A 20492-nucleotide genomic window follows, 5' to 3' on the forward strand; every position below is an offset into this window, starting at 1 on the left:
GTCCTAACATGTTAGTAATATTGAAACTATACTTGCACATAAAAACGAGGATGCCTCATTCTTGAGGCTCCTCGTTTCAACATGTAATATTCCCCGTTGAATCTATTATTCTAGGGGCTTTGTTATTTTTTTAGTCTAATCCTAAGTTGGACATAGTTTCTTCCATATCCAATTTCACTTCTTTAAGCTCGTGGCAGCAAACTTTTTTAATTCTTCAGAATTCCGTTCACCGCACGCACTGCATGCCCTTCTCATCTGTAAATACACCTTCTAATGTTTCTATGCCATGATGTTCAGCTTGCTTGTCTCCTGCGGAAAAAACAAAGCAGCCACTTTCGGTGACCATCATTTATCTGGCAAAAAAATACTGTAGACAAACTAAAAAACAATACGTTTGTCTACAGCCTGAAACAATCTTGCCCTATTGTGGGGTATTCTCTTTTTTTACCTATTTTTCATAAACAGTTTCTAGCGCAAGTTTTCCGTCACTCTGTTTAAATTTAACAACAAAGAATGTTAATGTTAGAAGGACGAAGATGACTAAATAAATGAATAGCATCCCCATATTTTCCCACATATATGTGAAGTCCCCGCTTGAAACAACTGCTTTAAACATTTGTAAACTATAAGTCATTGGCATTAATTGATGAATCGGATGTAATGCGTTTGGAATCAACTCAAGTGGAAAAGTACCTGCACTTGTTGTAAGCTGCAATATTAGAATAATAATCGCTATATATCTACCTGGATTTCCTAATGTACCTACTAAAAATTGAATAATTGCCATATATGTTAAACTTGTAATAATCGTTGCCAATACAAATAATGGCACGCTTTGTACATTTACGTGAATAAGCACTAATAGAATAAAATCTGCTATCAGCGACTGAATAATACCGACGAACGCCATGACACCAAACTTTCCTAAATACCATGAGAAACCATTTTTTGGGAATGTGACAGGATTTTTAATATTATAAACAATCGTTAATAATAATGCTCCCACAAATAATCCTAATGATAAGAAATATGGTGTTAAACCTGTTCCGTAGTTTGGTACTTTTGTATATGCATCTTGGTTTAATTTAACCGGATCTCCCATCGTATTATAGGTTGAATGATTTGCATGAATATCACCAGATTTATTAGCTGCATCACTAAGTTTATCCTGTAATGCTTTGCTTCCATCCTGTAATTTCTTCGTTCCATCCGATAGATCTGTCGAACCATTGGCTAATTGCTTTGTACCATCTACTAACTTAGTAGAACCTGATGTTAACTGACCTGTGCCATTTGCCAAATCATTAGAACCATCTGTTACTTGTTTTGCCCCGTTTACTAAATCACTTGAACCTGTTGCTAATTGTGAAGTACCATTTGCCAAGTTATTTGAGCCTGCAGCTAATTGTTTTGTGCCATCGACCAATTGGCTTGATCCACTATTCAATTGACCTAAACCTGTCGCTAACTGTGAAGCACCCGTCTGCAATTGATTTGCTCCACTATTGGCTTCTGCAAGTTTTTCATTAAAAGTTTTCATATTTTGAACATAGCTATTTTGACCATTTTCTAATTGTGTAATCCCCGAGTTTAATTGATTTGCTCCTTGGGATAATTGGTGAATACCTTGCTGTAATGTTTCTTGATTCTGATTAATCGTTGCCAATCCTGTACTCAATTGATTGAAACTTGGGTCAATAGCTTGCTGAATTTGTTCTTCCATTCCAGATGTTGATTGAGTTAATGTTGATTGAACACCTTGCTTAAACTGACTAAATGCCGGTGATAACTGTTCATTCACTTGCGCTTCTGTTGGCAAGCTTTTTAGAAGCCGCGCTTTCATCTGGCTCTTTTGATCCTCCGGAAGGTTTAGGCTATCCACCATTTTTGCAACTTGTTCTTGTTGCTGCTCTACAATTTGTTGCGCAATTCCAGCTTGTAATTTTGTAATTCCATCATTTAATTTACTTTCACTATTTGTTACATTTCCTGAAATTTGTTTTGCCATTTTTTCAGGAAGCTGTTGCTGAATCTCTTTTACTGCTGCCTGAGCTTGGCTAGTTCCTGAAACAAGCTTAGGAATTTGTGAATCTGCTTGTTGCAAACCATTTTTCAGCTCTGTACTACCAGATGACAACTGGTTTGCTCCTGCTTGTAGTTTTCCTGCACCTGTTGCTAATTGATCGCTGGCACTAGACAACTGATGTAATCCGGAAGATAAACTTGTTGTTCCCTTTACTAATTGATTTGCTCCTGTACTTGCGTCTGATATTCCATTAGAAAATGTAATTGAATTTGATGCAAGTTGGTGCAAATGATTTTTTAATGTTTGTGCACCGCTATTTACTTCATTGCTACCTTTATTTAAGTCAAGTGCTCCTGTATAAAGCTGATTCGTTCCATTATTTAATTGTTTTGCACCAGCATTTACTTGCGTAATACCATCATTCAAATGAATAACACCCGTGTATAATTGATCAGCACCTTTTCTTAGAACACTTACACCATCGTGTACTTTAACCGTTCCGCTACTCAAAGTGGCTGCTCCATTGCTGGCTGTTTTATATCCATTGGCCATTTTTTTCATATTTTTTAACATCTCTTCTGAATATGTAGCAACTAAATCTTTAGAAATAGCCGCTTTAATTTTTTCCATTGCGGATTCTTCTATTTTTGAAGAAGTATAGTTCATCGCTTGGTTTTGAATATAATTAAGCTGCAATTTTTGCGGATTGCTATTCATCAACGTTGTCGCATCTTTAGAAAAATTATTAGGAATTTCTATAATCATGTAATATTTATTATTTTTTAAGTCTTTATAAGCTGTTTTTTTATCGACAAAATGATAATTAAAATTTTCTTCATCCTTTAATTTATGGACTAATTTATTGCCAATTTCAATTGATTTTCCATTTAAAGTTGCCCCTTTATCCTCATTAACAATAGCAATTGGTAATTTTTCTAAATTTCCGTACGGATCCCAAAATGACCATATAAACATCCCGGCATACAAAATCGGAATAAGCATAATGGCGATAACTTCAATGCGCTTTTTACGAGACTGAAAAATCTTTTTGATTTCCGCTAACCATAATGAATTCAATGTTAACTCCCCCTACTTCAGTTCCAATATTACAGCTCTAAGCCTTTAACTAAATAAAGGTCAAATAGGCCAGCAATCTCTTCCTTTGTTAGCGCCTCATGATTTTGTTCCCAGTCAAAAATTAATGCAACATATAATTTAAAGATGACAAATGCTGTTATTTCCGGATTACATGGCTTGATCTTTTTATGGTCGATAGCGCGTTGAAGAAGATCTTTTATGTGAAAAATAATTTGGTTTTCAATTTTTTTCACCATTTCATTTACTGCCGGTGTTCCGATCTCTCTTTGTTCTTGAAATAATTTAATTGTAAGAAGATGATACTTACGAAATTCTAACAACCTAAATAATGCCGCATGAAGATTCGCATAAAATGATTCTTTTTCATCCATCACTTCATCCGCAACTTTAATCATTTCTTGAATCAAGGAAGATATGATTTCATCAAACAATTCCTCCTTATTTTTGAAAAATGTATAAATCGTTCCCTTGCCGACGTTGGCCATTTTTGCAATTTGATCCATCGTTGTCGCCTTGTAACCATATTGCGAAAAAGATGTTTTAGCTGCTTCAACCACTAAATGTTTACGATCTATTTCCATCATTCTATCTCCTATTCGAACAAACTGACTAAATTAGTTTTTTGGTCATTTATCACAAAAATTACTATACCACTTAACAAACTGATCTTCAAGTTTTGAAAACAAAAAAAGTGGCCCTTAGTCGGCCACAAATGAACGCGTACGTTATATATATTGAACAATATTTTTAACTGCCTCTTCACCTTGGCGAATGCAGTCAGGAATACCGATGCCTTCAAAAGAGCTTCCGATAAAGAAAATACCTGGAAGCTCCTGTTGGGCTTCCTTAATGATTTTATCCACTCGTTCGAGATGTCCAACGGTATATTGAGGCATTGCATATTTCCACCGCGTAACAATTGTAAATTCTGGTTTTGAAGATATTGACATGATCCTCTTTAAATCACCAAGTACAATATTTTCTATTTGATCATCTGATAAGTCGATTGCTGCCTCATCACCTAAACGGCCAATATAGCATCGTAATAATGCTTTGCCTTTTGGAACAGTGTGAGGCCATTTCTTATGTGTCCATGTACATGCAGTTATCGTATAATCACTGTTTCTTGAAACAACAAAACCACTTCCATCAATATCTTTTACTATAGCTTCCTCTGGGAAAGCCATTGCTATTGTCGCTACAGATGTTGATGGCATATTTTTTAAAGAATCAAATATGTTATATGTTGAAAAAATATGTGGTAATGCATAATGAGGTAAGGCAGAGATAATAAAATCTGTATTGACAATTGTTCCATTTGTAAGCTTAATTTTATACTGATGCTTGCCAGTACTTTTCTCGATTTTATCAACAGTTACACTTTTCATAATTGATTCTTTATGAATTTTTTCTTCTAATGCCTCAACTAAAGTCTCTAAACCATTTGCGAGTGTGAAAAATGCCCCACTCTTATTAGTTGGTCGAGAGTCATTCTGAGCATGCTCATGAAAAATGCGTTTCATTCCTAACATTAGACTTCGATATTTTTGTTCAGCTTGATAAAGTTGCGGCAGCGTCGTCAGTAAACTTAAACGGTCAATATTTCCAGCATAAACACCTGATAATAGGGGCTCAACTAGATTTTCTAGCACTTCTTCACCAAGTCTATATCGAATAAAATCTCCAACAGATTGATCTTTATCTATTTTTTTTCGAGGAAGAATTAAATCACAAAGGGCGCGGATTTTCCCCGAAACAGAAATTAAATTCGTTGTCAGTAACGATGAAATTTGAGCAGGAATGCCCATTATCGAACCTTTAGGAATAGGATGCAATCTTTGATTGGCGATGATATAGGATGCACCCGCTGCATTTGAAATAAGCTCTGACTGTAAACCAATATCCTTGATTAAACGTAATGCACTTTTTTTCCTTGCCAAAAATGAATCCGGACCTTTATCAATGATAAAGCCATTTCGACGTATGGTTTGAATTTTTCCACCTAGACGGCTGCTTCTTTCTAATAATGTTAATTCAACTGGAAGTTTATTTTTTTCAATGTATTGTTGCAAATAGTAAGCAGCTGTTAAACCTGTAATTCCTCCACCAAGCACCACTACTTTTCTATGTATATCGGCCATAGTAGCACCTTCTTAGATCAAGAATATAGATTCCATGCATCATTTTAGACTCCTACATGTTATATGAAGAAAACAAGACCTCCGCTTAAGACAGATGACATCTATTTGCGGTGGTCTCATTTTCCATTAAATAGCTTCTGGTTGAGCAGATAATCTTTTTAATACAACTGTTGCAAGGGCATCAATAAACGCTTGTTGAGCATTAGGCATTTTAGGCCGATAATAATGAGCCCCTACTTCTTCTGTTACGACTTTACATTCATAGTCATTATCATAAAGAACTTCTAAATGCTCTGCTACGAAACCAACTGGTACATAAACAAATGCTTTGTATCCTTTTTCCTTATACAAATCACGGGTCAAATCTTGAACATCAGGCCCTAACCAAGGATCTGGTGTATTACCTGCACTTTGCCAGCCAACTGCATAATCCTTGATACCCGCTTCATTTGCGATTAAAACCGCTGTTTGTTTCACTTGTTCAGGATATGGGTCGCCATATTGCAATATTTTCTCTGGCAAACTGTGAGCAGAAACGATAAGACAAGATGATTTTCGCTCTTCATCATTCATTAATTGATATGTCTGCTTTAATTGGTCAACCCAAAATTGAATAAATTTTGGCTCTTCATACCAACTTTCAACTGAAGTGATAACAGGTCCACCGATTTTATCTGCAATTTCTTTTGCTCTATCATTATAAGCCTTCACACTAAATATAGAGTAATGAGGAGCTAGTACAATCGAAACCGCCTCTTCTATTCCATCTGCGTGCATCTTTTCAACAGCATCTTCAATAAACGGTTCAATATGTTTTAAACCAATATATGCTTTAAATTCCACTGCATCTTGAATACTATTTAAATAATCTTGTAAAGAAAAAGCTTGCTGTTCAGTTATTTTCGCTAATGGAGAAAGTCCTCCAATTGCTTTATATCTTCGCTTTAAGTCATCCAGCATTTCATCAGTTGGTCTTCTTCCGTGTCGAATATGTGTATAATAGCGTTCTATATCTTCTTCTTTATATGGGGTTCCGTATGCCATCACAAGCAAGCCCATTTTTTTCTTTCCCATTTATATAACCTCCTATCGATGTATCAGATTCATTTCGCTATATTCATGAATAAATGCTGTCAATCTTTTTAAAGTCTCTGGGTCTACCTCTGGAAATACGCCATGTCCGAGATTAAATATATATCCTGGCTGCTGCATCCCTTCATCTAAAATTGACATAACTTTCTTTTGCAAAACTTCCCACGGTGCTAATAATAGCGCTGGGTCTAAATTACCTTGTAACGCTTTTTGTATACCTTTATCTCTTGCCTCACTTATTGGCATTCTCCAATCTAGTCCGACAACATCGAGCGGGAGATCATTCCATTCTAAAGCAAGATGGGTTGCACCTACCCCGAACATAATTAATGGAACTTTTTCTGTTTTAAGCTCAGAAAAAATTCTTTCCATAATCGGTTTAATATAAAAACGATAATCCTCTATATTTAGAGCACCTACCCAAGAGTCGAATATTTGGATAGCACTAGCCCCTGCATGAATTTGAGCTTTAACATACGAAATAATCATATCCCCGAGCTTGTCCATTAATGTAAACCAAGCTTTCGGCTCAGCATACATAAAAGCCTTTGTCTTTTTGTAATCTCTCGATGGCCCACCTTCAATTAAATAGCTGGATAATGTAAACGGTGCACCTGAGAATCCGATCAAAGGTACTGTTAACTGCTCCTCTGTCAACAGTTTAATTGTTTCTAAAACATAAGGAATATCTTCCTCTGGATGAATCTTCCCTAATTGCTCTACATCTTTTATTGAACGAATCGGATTATGTATGACAGGACCTTTTCCAGTTAAAATTTCTACGTCAACACCAATTGAAGGTAGAGGCGTCATAATATCCTTATATAAAATGGCTGCATCCACATCATAATTTTCAACTGGCAGTCTTGTCACATATGCACATAATTCCGGTTGATGGGTAATTTCAAACAATGAATACTTCTCTTTTAATTTCCGATATTCTGGTTGCGAACGACCGGCTTGACGCATATACCAAACAGGTACACGATTGGTCACTTCTCTTCTAGCTGCTTTCAATAGAGAGTCATTGGCTATCTTACTCAAAACGGAAAATCCTCCTTAACTTACAAACGATCATATTTATTATATAATAATTTTTATAAAATAAGAAATAATTTAACTTGTAACATTAACGACATAGTGCGTCCTTGTATAACTATAAACTTTTTACATCAAAAAGTATATGAAGCCTTTACAACTGTCATAAATTTGCCGAATTCTCCTCATAAAAAAGTAATTTGTTCTTGCAATTTTATGTTTAATTGGCTTTGAATCGTCTATATTTATTAGTAAGTAAACTTGATGGGGTGAAACAATGAATATTTATATCACTACGGGAACATATGATTTTTTAAAACAAATTCAAGAAAAAAATCTAAATGAGCAGATGTTTTTAATGCAAAATGCAGAACATGCCCTCCTTTTACATGAAACTGAAAAGAAGACAATATTCTCTTCTCCAAGAAAATATGAAGTTGTTGCAAGTAATGGAAACTTTCAGCAAGCTGTATTTTTATTATTTAGCCATATTCCAGTAACAGACGAGGGAAAACCAGTATTTGAATTCAATCTAAAGGAAAAACAATCTACGATTGAAAAGCAACAAGGTTATACAACTTTCCGTCTACTTCGTCCTCTTAAAGGCGATACATATATTATGATTACAGGCTGGAAAGATGATCAATCATATAAACAATGGAAAAATTCAACAGCATCAAAGCTTATCGATGACTTAAATTCAAAAACAACGATTCCTGTACTTTCTTCACCGAGCTATACAAAACTGTATGTCATTCCCAAAAATGAATAAACGATAGCAACTGTTCATTAATCAGCGGCATATGACAGTCGGTAATGTAAAGATATATAAAACCTCCTACTTCCCTTGATGCAAGATACTTTATAAAATCTTTTAGCATAAAAAAACGAATCATTATCTATGATGGTGGTTCGTTTTCGCTATAGTTCTCTATATTGAAACTTCAGCTTTCTACTTTCTCTATAATCTCCTACTTATATTCGTTAAAAAGAAATGATTGCCATATAAAACTCCCTATACATTTCAAGCACCAATATAGACGTTTGTCATATGTTATATGAAGAAGGGGGCGTAATTATGGGAATTGAATTATCAGCAATCCATTGGATATATCTCACATTTATCGTTTTGATTATTTTGTTCATGCTTTTTAGGAAAGATACCAGTATTATCTGTGTAATTGGTATTTTTGCCATCGCCTTAGTGGCTACTGGTTCACTTTCTGCATCTATTAGTGGCATATTCAATAGTTTTGTGTTTGCTATAAAAGAATTACTGCCAATTATTTTAGTGATTTCAATTATTGTTTCTATGAGTAAAAGTATGTTGGATACAGGCATTAATGATGTGATGATTACCCCGTTTTCAAAGTTAATTAAATCACCGAATCTTGCCTTCTGGCTGATTGGCATTTTAATGATGATTATCTCAGCGTTTTTTTGGCCATCGCCAGCAGTAGCACTAATGGGAGCCGTTTTACTTCCTGTTGCCTTAAGAGTTGGGCTGCCTGCCATTGGTGTAGCTATCGCCATGAACTTATTCGGACACGGTATCGCATTATCAGGTGACTATGTCATTCAGGCAGCGCCAAAGCTTACAGCTGATGGAGCAGGAATTCCAGTTTCCCATGTCATTCAAGCAAGCATTCCGCTCGTTATCGTAATGGGTGTTGTCACGACAATTACAGCATTCTATTTATTAAAAAGAGATATGAAGCTCGGAAAAATTAAAGTCGAACCTATCATCCCTTCAACAAGTTCCTCAGAACAGAAAACATTACTATCTCTTACTTATCAACGCATTTTTGCACTACTCATTCCGTTTCTATTTATACTTGATATTGTTGCAATGGTTCTTTTTAAACTTCAAGGAGATGCTGCTACTTCACTTGTCGGCGGAACTTCTATCACGATCCTCTTGCTTATTATGCTAACAGGCTATAAACAGAAAGGCTTTGAAAAAACGACTGAATACTTAATTGATGGACTAAAGTTTGGATTCCAGGTGTTTGGTCCTGTTATTCCAATTGCCGCATTTTTCTATTTAGGTGGAGACGGTTTTCATACAATGATTGGAGCAAATTTACCAAAAGCTTCACAAGGAATCGTCAATGATTTAGGTGGAGCATTGGCATCAATTGTTCCAATCTCTAAAGAATTAGGAGCATTTACAGTTGCAGGTGTAGGTGTTATAACAGGTCTTGATGGATCAGGTTTTTCAGGCATCTCTTTAGCCGGTTCGATTGCAAACTTGTTTTCTCACGCAATCGGCCATGGCGTTGCGACGTTAACAGCACTTGGTCAAATTGCCGCAATTTGGGTCGGTGGCGGAACCATTATTCCTTGGGCGCTTATTCCAGCAGCAGCTATTTGTAATGTAGACGCCTTTGAATTAGCAAGACGAAACTTGATTCCCGTAATCCTCGGTTTAATTGTAACTACGATTGTTGCCATTTTCTTAATATAACAAAGGCTATTTACATTACCATGAACGAAGTAAGGGATGATTGCGTGTCAGCGGGAGACCCCGCAGACTATGCGATAAGTTCCCGGACTGCTCACGGAAGACCTTGAAGCGGAAATCAATCCCCTTCTTAAAAGAAACTTTAAACAAAAACATTAGTAATCTACGGATTTTACTACAGTTAATAAGGCTGGGACAAAACTTAAAAGTGATTAGCTAAAAACGAACATTGCACAATTCATCTCCGAGAAATATACGTAGACTCCTGTGAGAGGATACGCATCGGTGAGATCCCGCAGTGCATTAACACGAGGCGGCTCACCAGCACGAAGCATATTTTTGGAGCGGGGTTGGAACGTAATATTCAAGGTTTCTTTAGTTAATATACTTTTGTCCCTGCCCTATTTTCCATGCCTATAATTCAATTTTCTTTAAAATACAACTATTCATGATATAATAGTAAATAGATGAGAAATGGGGGAATTATCAGAAAATGTTAGAAGGAAAACTTCATGACCGCCTTGAACAATCATACGAAGATATGATTAAAGTAAGGAGATATTTGCATCAACATCCTGAATTATCTTTTAAAGAAGTTCAAACAGTAAAGTATATTGTAAATTTTTATAACAAATTAGGTATAGAAGTCCACGAAAACATTGGTAAAGGCGGAGTTGTTGCCCGTATTAAAGGAGTGAAACCTGGCAAAACAATCGCCTTAAGAGCCGATTTCGATGCCTTACCGATCCAAGAGGAAAATGATGTACCATATAAATCACTTGTACCTGGAGTAATGCATGCTTGTGGTCACGATGGGCACACTGCAACATTACTAATTTTAGCTAAAGTGCTCAATGAATTAAAAGACGAGCTCACCGGTGAATATATTATGATTCACCAACATGCTGAGGAACTTGCTCCTGGCGGGGCAAAACCGATGATTGAAGATGGCTGCTTACAAGGAGTCGACGCAATTTTTGGTACTCATCTATGGGCACCAACACCAACAGGTACTATTCAATATCGAAAAGGCGCCTTCATGGCTGCAGCAGACCTATTTGAAATAAACATTCAAGGACGTGGCGGACACGGTGCACAGCCACATACCACAAAAGATGCGGTTGCAATCGGTGCACAATTAGTAACAAATTTACAACATCTCGTAAGCAGAAAAGTAAATCCAATCAATCCAGCTGTTGTAACAATCGGTTCTTTTCACTCAGGGAATGCTTTCAATATTATTGCTGACACAGCAGTTTTACAAGGAACTGTAAGAACATTCGATGAAAAAACGCGGGATTTAATCGAAGCAGAAATTGAGAGAATTGTAAAAGGTACATGCATTGCCGCTGATTGTACATATGAATATCAATTTCACCGTGGCTATCCAGCTGTTGTGAATCATGATTTCGAAACAGATGTTGTGATTGACAGTGCAAAGTCCGTAAATGGAGTCGAACATATTGAAGAATCTGAACCAAATATGATTGGGGAAGATTTTGCGTATTATTTACAGCATGTAAAAGGAGCATTCTTCTTTACAGGTGCGAAACCAGAGCATATTGATCAGGCATATCCACATCATCATCCGAAATTCGATATTAACGAAAAAGCTATGTTAATTGCTGCAAAAACACTCGGTACTGCTGCAATACGATATCAAGAGAAATAAAAAAGAAGAGTTCTGTACTCTTCTTTTTTATTCTGTAAAAAGACGAATATGATATGCATTCATGGCCGTCTCTCCTAGTTCATCTAATAAATTATAATTTGCGTAGGCCCCTACAACCGCTCCAATCCCAGGGACTAGTTGTAACATTTTGACAAAGTCAATATAGTCCCGATATTCTTGTTGTAATGTTCCCCAATCTACTTCAGGGCGATTATTTTCCCAATCTTCTATAATCGATAACACTTGCTTTCGATGCTCGCTGCTGGAAAATGCAAGCTGAAAGACATATAAAATAAAGTTTCGTTCTGATAACAATTTCGTATCAAATCCATAAATTGAAGCAACTTCAAATAAAAATTTCATCTTAATGGATAACAAAAGTGGAAAATCGGCAAGACCTAGAAAAACACCGCCCCCTCCTGTTCCTGCTCCTTCAACTGTTGCAATTTTTTTATATGTTTGTAGTTTTTTCTTTACTAATTGATCTTTTTCTTGTAATGATAATAACTGATCGTCATCATGGCTTTTTGTTAAAAACTCTGAGCCATAAAGCACGCCCTGAACCATTTTTTTAATAGCTTCAGTCATCATATCGCGGACCTTATCAGGCAGTATATTGTTTATTTTTGATTGAGCGTTTTTCGTGACCCGATTCAATACGCCAGATTTCTTAGTTACTTTTCTTTTCCATTGCTCAACTTCGTTACGAACAAGTTGCTCATATTCCATTAACGAAGACTCCTTTTATAAAAAAATTATTTACGAATTCGACTAGGAACGTACCATTTAATAAGTATTAGCGATAATACAATACTGCTTACGAAAACAATAAAGCCATGCTCCCAATTAACTCCTTTTATACATACAGCAAGTGAAAAAATAACTGATTGCACATACAGACAGATTGAAAGCAGCTTAATAAATGCTTTTTCTTTATACACATTTGAAACTGGATAAAGATGTATCCATATTTTTAAATCGTGATAAGCGACCATTGGAATCATTTGAAAACCCGTTAAATAAATAAACAATAGCGCCAATATTAATGATAAATATAATTGACTGCTTACAATTAACAAGATGATGCCAATAATAGTTAATCTCATATACAGTCCAAAATATTGACTCGTTCTCAGAAAAGTTCTCGCAAATAAATATTGATATGTGCTATCTTTTCCAAAACGGATACCTGCTAAAACTGGATCAAGCCATTTTCTGCGTTTGACCCTTCCCTTTAATTCAGGCACATCTGCGAATAAATTAGCGAACCGATAAAAACTCATCATTCTTCGTTGTTCCCGCTCAATTAAAAGATCCCAATACACTGTTTTTTCTTTTGTAATATGATAAAAATATGCAAGTAAACCGACCATGATCACTAATATGACCATAATATACAATATCTTTGCCCCTTCAATAATGAAAAAAAGCAACACAGTATTCAAGACAAAGCGGATAAGCCAATCCCAAAGCACTGTATTTTGATCTTGTACTTTTAATACGAACCAGTGCAGTAATAAGTTCCATATTTTTAATGCAAATAAAATCAATAATAAAAGAAAAAAACGTTTAAACCCTTCTCCAGTCACCTTCACATACATTGGCATGCATGCAGCTAATACTAAAATCAATATATATGCTTGAAAGCTAAAGCTAAAACGCAATGCTTTTTGAAAGTAACTTCTCATCTTCGTTTCAATAGAGATGAGAAAAACTTTATCGGCTTCCTTCAAAAGCGTATGAATTGGGCTGATCGCCAAAGTTAGCCCTAAAATGACACCCATTACAATTCCAATTGGGAAATCTTTATGTAAAGTTTTAATCCAGCCATTATAATAATACAACGCTGCACCTAAACCAAAGATCAGAACGAAGAGCAAATGATCATTAAATATATATCTTGTATAGCGGCGTAAATCATGAAAGTATAACTGCAGTCGGGTTTTCCATAAGTTCTCAATTGACTTCATCTATATCTTCCTTTGTTAATTGAATATATAAATCATCTAATGTTGCATTAGGCATTGCAAATTCGCTTTGTAATTCCTTCAATGTGCCAGATGCCCTTACAGCACCATTATGTAAAATGATGAAACGGTCACAATATCTTTCTGCAGTTGCCAAAATATGTGTGGACATTAAAATGCCTGCACCTTTTTTCTTCATCGTATTCATTAAATCTAATAACGATTGAATACCAAGAGGATCTAGTCCAAGAAAAGGCTCATCAATAATATAAAGACTCGGTTCTACTAAGAACGCGCACATAATCATTACTTTTTGTTTCATCCCCTTTGAAAAATGCGCAGGGAACCAGCTTAACTTTTTATCGAGGCGGAACTCTTTCAATAAAGGCGCGACCCTTTCTTCGTACATTCTTTCATCTAATCCATATGCCATGGCAGTTAATTTTAAATGTTCATCGAGTGTTAATTCATCATATAAAATAGGTGTTTCTGGTATGTACGATAATTGCCTGCGATATTGATCCGGATCTGCTTTTAGTTCTTTTCCATTAATTTTAATAGTACCGCTCTTCGGCTCCATTAGCCCAATAATATGTTTAATTGTTGTACTTTTTCCTGCACCATTTAATCCAATTAAACCAATTAATTCATTGGAATTTAATGAAAAGGTTACATTCTTAATAACGGGTTTTTTTGTATATCCGCCTGTCAAGTCTTCTACTTCTAAAAGTGACATATGCAACGTCCTTTCTATCTTGGTTATCTAATATATTGTACCATGAATCAGTTTTTTCCCTAAATGAACAAAAAAAGATCAAAACTTTGTATAAAACTTTTGCTTTTTGTCTATTCTATATCGTGTAGGGGCAAACAAGCAAAACGGGGTGGTTATAAAAGACCGTATCCGAGCTTTATAAGGAAAGTCAGTAACAATTCGTTTTCACCATACATTTCATGATAAAAAATGAGGTGTTGACAGCAGACCATCTAACTGTTTAAAGAATATATTTTCTTTAATACCTGTAAGGGGATGATGGCGTTGGAGAAAGGTAAAACAAAAACCATTGATCATCAATCAAAGGTTATTATTGGCTTAAACATCCTTTAAAAAACCCCTACAAAAGGGACGGGACAATACGAATCCCGTCCCTTTACTTTATTTTCCCTTTTCCTTACGATATAATGAAACAAATAAATCCTAATGAGAAGGTGAACTACAATGTGCATTTTTTGTAAAATTGTGAATGGTGAAATTCCAAGTGCAAAAGTATTTGAAAATGAGCATGTTTATGCTTTCCTTGATATAAGTCAAGTGACAAAAGGCCATACGCTAATCGTTCCAAAAATACATAAGGAAAACCTTTATGAATTAACTCCTGAGATTGCCCGGAATCTTTTTGAGGTTGTACCAACAATAGCGAACGCCATTAAAGAACAATTCGAGCCTATTGGGTTAAATTTATTAAATAATAATGGCGAAAAAGCTGGACAGTCTGTTTTCCATTTCCATATTCACCTAATTCCCCGATACGGAAAAGGCGATGGTTTTGGGGCAGTATGGAAAACACATGAAAAAAACTATAGCGCTGAAGATTTAGAAAATATCGCTCACTCTATTGCACAACATATTCGTTAATATTCTAAAAAAATCCTGCAACAAGAGCAGGATTTTTTTATTTAGATTGGTCAGAATATCCAAGCACATGGATGATGTTCAAACAATATCTCATATGTTATAATAATGTTAATCTTTCGCTACTGGTCATGAGGATACAGTAGGAAAGCAAGTATAGAAGAGAATAGGAGAGTTGAGACAAATGAATACTCGATCACTTGTCAGTTTAGCTTTACTTGTTGGTGTCGGAGCAGTACTTTCTATGGTCATCCCTGGAATCGTTTTTGGAATGAAACCAGATATGATGCTTACGATGATGTTTCTTGGAATTATATTATTTAGAGACGTTAAATACGTTGTTATTTTAGGTGTCGTAACAGGAATCATTTCTGGGTTAACTTCAAGTTTTCCAAGCGGGTTGTTTCCAAATATTATTGATAAAGTTGTAACATCTTTTGTGTTTTTTGGTTTACTGTTTATTACTAGTAAATTATCAAAAAAACTACCAACTTTAATCATTTTAACCGCCATTGGTACGATTGTTTCCGGCACAGTATTTTTAGGCTCAGCTTCTTTATTAGTTGGGCTACCTGGTTCATTTACAGTGCTATTTGGTACAATTGTACTTCCAGCTGCCGTACTAAATGCAGTTGCAATGTTTATTTTGTATCCGATTATCACTTCAATTTTAAAACGAACCAATATGGCACACAGTTTGTAAAAAACGATTAGCAAATTGCTGATCATTTCAAACCCCCATTGAATTATAAATTCAATGGGGGTTTGTTCTGTTTGTTGACTCATCTCGAACGGGGCATCGTTTCTTCCTTATCCAGTTCGCCAATTCCTTTAAGTGCATCGCAGTGAAAAGAACATTGCACAAATCAACTCTGGAAATATATAGACTCCTGCGGGAGGATAGGTATCTATGAGACCCCGCAGTGCATTAGCACGGAGAGGCACACCAGCCACCCGCGGAAAAGGAAGTATATTTCCGGAGCGGGGTTGGAGCGCAATATTCAGGGTTTCTTTCGTTAATATACTTTTGTACCTGCCTCTTTATGTTGTTTTAAAATCCTTTTTATAAAGAATTAAATTAAACTAATAAATAAGGCTAGTATAAAACAAAATATTCCTCCCCCACCGAGAAAAAGGATTCTTTTTCGAATCATTTTTTTAGGTGGATATATTCTCCTTTTTTGATATAATGTAAGATTATGCATCATACAAATAATTAAAATCAAACCGATTACAATAAACAGCATTGAAATCCTTCCCATATTAATCCCCCTATTATTAAACTAAAGGAAGCGGACATGTTCCTATCTTTAGCCTATGCATAGACTTGAATAAATTGAACTAAGCAAAGAGATTGCATTCTTATATTTTACAAATAGGGGCATTCATTTTATCATATTGTTAAATCATACAATTCTCGAGGTGGGCATATGAAAAAAACAAAGCTAGTATACGGTTTCTTAATTGGATCTACTGTTGGTGCCATTACAGCATTACTCACAGCACCTTCATCAGGTCAAGAGCTACGTAAGCAAATATCAGAGAAAAAAGATGATTGGCTTCAAGACGGAAGAGATATATTAAATAATTTAAAGGACTTAAAAGAGTCTATTGGTAAATTATCTACGGAAGGCAAAGTGATTGTTGAGGACGTGCTTGAGGAAATTAAGCATTCCTTTCAAGACTGGCAACGTCAAGTTGAACCTAGTCAAGACGCAATTCAAGTAGAAATAAACGAAATTCAGAAAAACCTAGCAGATTTAGAATCTAAAATACAAAAACATAACGACTGAAAAGTAATTTTTTATTTGGGGTTGTATCAAAAGAAATCGTTGGAAACCATATATGATTAGCGGCTTGATAACCATTCACTTTTGAAACAACCCCCTTTTCAATTTCCTTGTTTCAAAAAATTTTGTATTTTATATCTTTATTAATTTTTATTTTATTGGCATAATATTAATATATCGTTTAAGGGGTGACGGATAAATGAATGATCATGTTTCTTCTATAAATGAGTATTTGCTATTTTGCAAGAGAATAACTCAGCTTTCGAAGGCTTTATGGAAAACGATTGAAAAAGACTGGCAGCAATGGATAAAACCATTTGATTTAAATATTAATGAACATCATATTTTATGGATTTCTTATCATTTAAAAGGGGCTTCAATCTCAGATGTAGCTAAATTTGGTGTAATGCACGTATCCACTGCCTTTAACTTTTCAAAAAAGCTAGAGGAACGAGGCTTGCTTGAGTTTTCAAAAAAAGAAAATGATAAGAGAAATACATATATCCAATTAACGGATAAAGGGAAAGACATTTTCGAACAGTCGCTGAAAGCGTTTAACCCTGAAAACAGCTCGATTATGCACGGAACTATGCCCCTACATGACTTGTATGGAAAGTTTCCGGACTTAATTGAATTGACCACTATGATTAGAAACATATACGGTACTGATTTTATGAGTATCATCGATAACGTTTCTATCGACAATAACGATGAAAAACATGATGCTATAGAACAAAAATAATCCAGAAAGCCTAGAAATCAATATCATTACAAATGTTGTTAAATATTTTTTTCTAGTGCTTTCATTAATTCGGGAAATAAATGTTGCTGCTTACATGCCAAAATAACTTCTTTTGCATCCAATTTTTTATGCAAACCTTCTTTGAATTTTTGAAAAAGCGGGTAAAAAAAGACAAATTGATCCGCTTTTTGTTCTTGCAATTCTTTCGTTAATGCTTCACAACGTTTAAAAAACATTTCCATATCTTGTTTTGATAATTGTTTTTCCATTACAAGCTTATAAAAAGGAAAACTATTAGCTTGTACCATCTGCATTAACAACGTTTGATAAAATTCAAGTCTTTCGAGTTTTTGTTCAATTGTTTCCATTTAATCCCCTCGTTCTCTTTTTATTTAGTTATTTAAAGTTAAATGAAAGAGAGCTTTCGTAATTATGTAAGTAATGTATCTTTTTATTATGCCAGCCAATAGATCTGTATATTTAAAATTCTTCATTTAAATTTTATCAAATTATCCTTGATTTTTCTTTTTGTACAACGTAAAGTATGAAAAGCAGTTACATTTCATAGCATATAATAAGGATCCTTCTAATCTATTATTCCATTTTTTATGGAATAAATCGATTTACTTTTTCCCTTGTTAAAAGGAGGTTTGCTTGTGCTCTTATTTCTAATAATCATCTTCGCTTTCTTTATTTTATACTTTATGAATTTATTGACAAGTAATCTTTGTAAGAAAAAAGAAATTCCATTAGAACATCAGCCACAAGTATTTCGCACCATTAATATCCTTACAACTATTTTACTCTTTTCTTCCTATTTAGACATTGAATTCACATAAATAAATAGGGTCAAACACCTAATGGTATTGACCCTATTTGTCTTTCATAATTACCAAGCCCAAGATGCGCCAATAATGATTAATAAAATAAACAATACAACAAGTAAGGCAAAGCCGCCTCCGTAAACTGCTCCTCCCATTCTTTCCACCTCCTCTATTTCAGTATTATCATATTCAATATTCATCTTAGTTGTTAAGGCATTCGTCTATTGACCTTGTTTTTTTACAAATAAGCTGCGCCAACGATAATCAAAAGAATAAATAGTACAACAATTAACGCAAAGCCTCCACCATAAGCAAAACCCATTATGAATACCTCCTTTATTCTCTTTCGATATATCCTATGTAGCTAAAAGCATTACGTCTAGAGCAATCGCCTATTTTTGAGTAATTCATCTAATTATTTTTCCATATTCTCATCCAATTTTAACTTTTTCTCAAGTTAAAATTGGATGAGAATTAAGTAAAATTTCCATAAGAAACCCAATAAGGAGTTTCTTTTCTGTAAGTTTTTATGATATAGTAGTGATTGTAGGTTTTTAATGGACGAAATAAGAATAGGAGTTGTTATTACATGAAGAAATGGGTATTATCCCTTACATTAGCAGCAAGTGTTATCGGTTTAAGCGCTTGCGGCAACGGCGGTGCTGTTGTAAAAACAGACGCTGGGAATGTTACAAAAGATCAGTTATATTCAGCATTAAAAGATAAATACGGTTCATCAGTACTTCAACAATTAGTAATCGAAAAAGTTCTTGCTAAGAAGTATTCTGTTTCTAAAAAGGATATCGACAAACAAGTAAATCAAGCGAAAGATCAATTAGGATCTTCATTTGATTCTGCTCTTCAACAATATGGATATGCAAATGAAAGTGACTTCCGTGAAAGTATTAAAGTTGGACTACTTGAACAAAAAGCTGCTGAAGCATCTATCCATCCTACAGAAAAGCAGTTAAAAGATTATTATAATAATGATATTAAACCAGAAATTAAAGCTCGTCATATTTTAGTTTCAAGTAAGTCAAAAGCCGAAGATATTAAAAAACAACTTGATAAAGGTGCTGACTTTGCTAAATTGGCTAAAAAATATTCAACTGACACAGCTTCAGCTAGCAAAGGTGGAGATTTAGGCTGGTTTGGCGCTGGAGAAATGGACAGCACTTTTGAAAAGGCAGCTTATAAACTAAAAGTAAACCAAATCAGTGATCCTGTAAAAACTTCTTATGGATACCATATTATCCAATTAACAGGAGAAAAGAAAAAACAACCATACAGCAAAATGAAAAAAGAAGTCGAATCTAAATATAAAGAATCTAAAGTAACATCTGACAAAATTCAAAGTACTTTGAAGAAGGAATTAAAAGATGCAAATATTAAAGTTGAAGATAAAGATTTGAAAACAACTTTTGATTCTTTACTAAATAGTAGTACAACCTCTACTACAACAACTGGTCAATAATAAAGAAAAAAGGAGCATATGATGATATGCTCCTTTTTTTGGCTTTCATAAGCTTTGTTGTTTTTCACCAAAAAAGAGGCTGACTTTCGCTTCAGGGATCACGCACCCTTCCGCTCAAATCAGCCTCTTAATAATTTTATTTAAGCAAACAACAATTTTTTTGAAAAGGGTCCCTCTTTTATTTGTTATTATTGTTGATAACTTAATATTTCATTTTTATATGGTACAAGTGCTACACAATTTCAATCAATCAAATCTTATCGCCCGATGTATGTGAGAAGCCCCCTCATTATCCTTCATTGGCCTTTAATGTTTCTTGATCAACATGTTTTCGTTCTTTTTCTTTATTCATTCTTTCAATAAAAACTTCTCCCTCTTTTTCAATCCACTCTAACTCTTCTTCACGTTCTTCTCTTGACGTTTTAACAGCCATAAATGCAGAAATAATAATTCCAGCAATCACGAAATACACCCAGATAGGAAAATCCATTTTATCACATCCTTATAAAAGTTTGTCCCATTGCTACAATG

Annotated in this window: 22 protein-coding genes; 9 read left to right on the plus strand and 13 right to left on the minus strand. The window is 34.7% G+C overall.

The features are described 5' to 3' along the window. Positions 1–448: 448 nt before the first annotated feature. The 5 genes from G4D61_RS02710 to hemE form a co-directional block, all read right to left on the minus strand. Positions 449–3103, minus strand: coding sequence for a YhgE/Pip domain-containing protein (locus tag G4D61_RS02710; RefSeq protein WP_163173137.1), 2655 nt, complete (start codon positions 3101–3103; stop codon positions 449–451). A gap of 29 nt (positions 3104–3132) precedes the next feature. Next, complete coding sequence (locus G4D61_RS02715; RefSeq protein ID WP_025727549.1) at positions 3133–3705, minus strand: TetR/AcrR family transcriptional regulator; 573 nt, start codon at positions 3703–3705, stop codon at positions 3133–3135. Between the two features lie 144 nt (positions 3706–3849). Further along, entirely contained in the window at positions 3850–5265 is a 1416-nt protein-coding gene (hemY, locus tag G4D61_RS02720) for a protoporphyrinogen oxidase (RefSeq protein WP_163173139.1), read from the minus strand. Positions 5266–5391: 126 nt separating this feature from the next. Next, positions 5392–6339, minus strand: coding sequence for a ferrochelatase (hemH, locus tag G4D61_RS02725; protein ID WP_025727550.1), 948 nt, complete (start codon positions 6337–6339; stop codon positions 5392–5394). Between the two features lie 12 nt (positions 6340–6351). Then, positions 6352–7401: a uroporphyrinogen decarboxylase gene (hemE, locus tag G4D61_RS02730; protein ID WP_025727551.1), complete on the minus strand. Its 1050-nt coding sequence runs from the start codon at positions 7399–7401 to the stop codon at positions 6352–6354. Between the two features lie 271 nt (positions 7402–7672). On the opposite strand from hemE, the gene G4D61_RS02735 reads away from it, so the two are divergent. The 3 genes from G4D61_RS02735 to G4D61_RS02745 all read left to right on the plus strand — a co-directional run bounded on the left by G4D61_RS02735 (position 7673) and on the right by G4D61_RS02745 (position 11531). Then, positions 7673–8167, plus strand: a complete 495-nt coding sequence (locus tag G4D61_RS02735) for an antibiotic biosynthesis monooxygenase family protein (RefSeq protein WP_163173141.1) — start codon at positions 7673–7675, stop codon at positions 8165–8167. Between the two features lie 306 nt (positions 8168–8473). Next, positions 8474–9862, plus strand: a complete 1389-nt coding sequence (locus G4D61_RS02740; protein ID WP_025727553.1) for a hypothetical protein — start codon at positions 8474–8476, stop codon at positions 9860–9862. 490 nt (positions 9863–10352) lie between these two features. After that, entirely contained in the window at positions 10353–11531 is a 1179-nt protein-coding gene (locus G4D61_RS02745) for a M20 family metallopeptidase (protein ID WP_025727554.1), read from the plus strand. Positions 11532–11558: 27 nt separating this feature from the next. Here the strand turns inward: G4D61_RS02745 and G4D61_RS02750 are convergent, their stop codons facing one another. Genes G4D61_RS02750 through G4D61_RS02760 form a run of 3 tightly spaced genes read right to left on the minus strand, consistent with a single transcriptional unit; the run spans position 11559 to position 14234 of the window. Next, on the minus strand, positions 11559–12260 hold the full coding sequence (locus tag G4D61_RS02750) for an EcsC family protein (RefSeq protein ID WP_163173143.1): 702 nt from the start codon (positions 12258–12260) through the stop codon (positions 11559–11561). A gap of 26 nt (positions 12261–12286) precedes the next feature. After that, entirely contained in the window at positions 12287–13501 is a 1215-nt protein-coding gene (locus G4D61_RS02755) for an ABC transporter permease (RefSeq protein WP_025727556.1), read from the minus strand. Then, positions 13488–14234, minus strand: a complete 747-nt coding sequence (locus G4D61_RS02760; protein ID WP_035353923.1) for an ABC transporter ATP-binding protein — start codon at positions 14232–14234, stop codon at positions 13488–13490. Before G4D61_RS02760 ends, G4D61_RS02755 begins: the two co-directional genes overlap by 14 nt. Positions 14235–14717: 483 nt before the next feature. Between G4D61_RS02760 and G4D61_RS02765 the strand changes: the two genes are divergently transcribed. Together G4D61_RS02765 and G4D61_RS02770 are read left to right on the plus strand one after the other, a co-directional pair. After that, complete coding sequence (locus tag G4D61_RS02765) at positions 14718–15134, plus strand: HIT family protein (protein ID WP_035353920.1); 417 nt, start codon at positions 14718–14720, stop codon at positions 15132–15134. A 181-nt stretch (positions 15135–15315) separates the two neighbouring features. Then, positions 15316–15834 (plus strand): tryptophan transporter, encoded by a 519-nt coding sequence (locus tag G4D61_RS02770; protein ID WP_025727559.1) that lies wholly within the window; start codon positions 15316–15318, stop codon positions 15832–15834. Positions 15835–16204: 370 nt separating this feature from the next. On the opposite strand, the gene yhzF is transcribed toward G4D61_RS02770, so the two are convergent. Next, positions 16205–16393 (minus strand): membrane protein YhzF, encoded by a 189-nt coding sequence (gene yhzF / locus G4D61_RS02775; RefSeq protein ID WP_025727560.1) that lies wholly within the window; start codon positions 16391–16393, stop codon positions 16205–16207. 168 nt (positions 16394–16561) lie between these two features. Between yhzF and G4D61_RS02780 the strand changes: the two genes are divergently transcribed. Further along, on the plus strand, positions 16562–16924 hold the full coding sequence (locus G4D61_RS02780; protein ID WP_025727561.1) for a YtxH domain-containing protein: 363 nt from the start codon (positions 16562–16564) through the stop codon (positions 16922–16924). Between the two features lie 196 nt (positions 16925–17120). Further along, entirely contained in the window at positions 17121–17663 is a 543-nt protein-coding gene (locus G4D61_RS02785) for an HTH-type transcriptional regulator Hpr (protein WP_035348360.1), read from the plus strand. Positions 17664–17701: 38 nt separating this feature from the next. Here G4D61_RS02785 and G4D61_RS02790 read toward each other — a convergent pair whose 3' ends face one another. After that, a complete protein-coding gene (locus G4D61_RS02790; protein ID WP_025727562.1) occupies positions 17702–18031 on the minus strand; it encodes a DUF1878 family protein in 330 nt (109 codons plus the stop codon). A gap of 288 nt (positions 18032–18319) precedes the next feature. Here G4D61_RS02790 and G4D61_RS02795 point away from each other — a divergent pair, with 288 nt between their 5' ends. Beyond that, on the plus strand, positions 18320–18502 hold the full coding sequence (locus tag G4D61_RS02795) for a hypothetical protein (RefSeq protein WP_025727563.1): 183 nt from the start codon (positions 18320–18322) through the stop codon (positions 18500–18502). 50 nt (positions 18503–18552) lie between these two features. Here G4D61_RS02795 and G4D61_RS02800 read toward each other — a convergent pair whose 3' ends face one another. Both G4D61_RS02800 and G4D61_RS02805 read right to left on the minus strand, forming a co-directional pair. Next, positions 18553–18642 (minus strand): YjcZ family sporulation protein, encoded by a 90-nt coding sequence (locus tag G4D61_RS02800; protein ID WP_035348362.1) that lies wholly within the window; start codon positions 18640–18642, stop codon positions 18553–18555. Between the two features lie 83 nt (positions 18643–18725). After that, positions 18726–18809, minus strand: a complete 84-nt coding sequence (locus G4D61_RS02805) for a YjcZ family sporulation protein (RefSeq protein ID WP_035348364.1) — start codon at positions 18807–18809, stop codon at positions 18726–18728. Positions 18810–19076: 267 nt separating this feature from the next. Between G4D61_RS02805 and G4D61_RS02810 the strand changes: the two genes are divergently transcribed. After that, positions 19077–19961 carry a peptidylprolyl isomerase gene (locus G4D61_RS02810; RefSeq protein WP_025727564.1) on the plus strand — a complete coding sequence of 295 codons (885 nt, stop codon included), beginning with the start codon at positions 19077–19079 and terminating at the stop codon, positions 19959–19961. Between the two features lie 289 nt (positions 19962–20250). Here the strand turns inward: G4D61_RS02810 and G4D61_RS02815 are convergent, their stop codons facing one another. Beyond that, positions 20251–20451: a sporulation YhaL family protein gene (locus G4D61_RS02815; RefSeq protein WP_025727565.1), complete on the minus strand. Its 201-nt coding sequence runs from the start codon at positions 20449–20451 to the stop codon at positions 20251–20253. Between the last annotated feature and the right edge of the window lie 41 nt (positions 20452–20492).

The sequence above is a fragment of the Heyndrickxia ginsengihumi genome, from assembly GCF_011008565.1.
In the GTDB taxonomy this organism is placed as follows: Bacteria; Bacillota; Bacilli; order Bacillales; family Bacillaceae_C; genus Weizmannia; species Weizmannia ginsengihumi.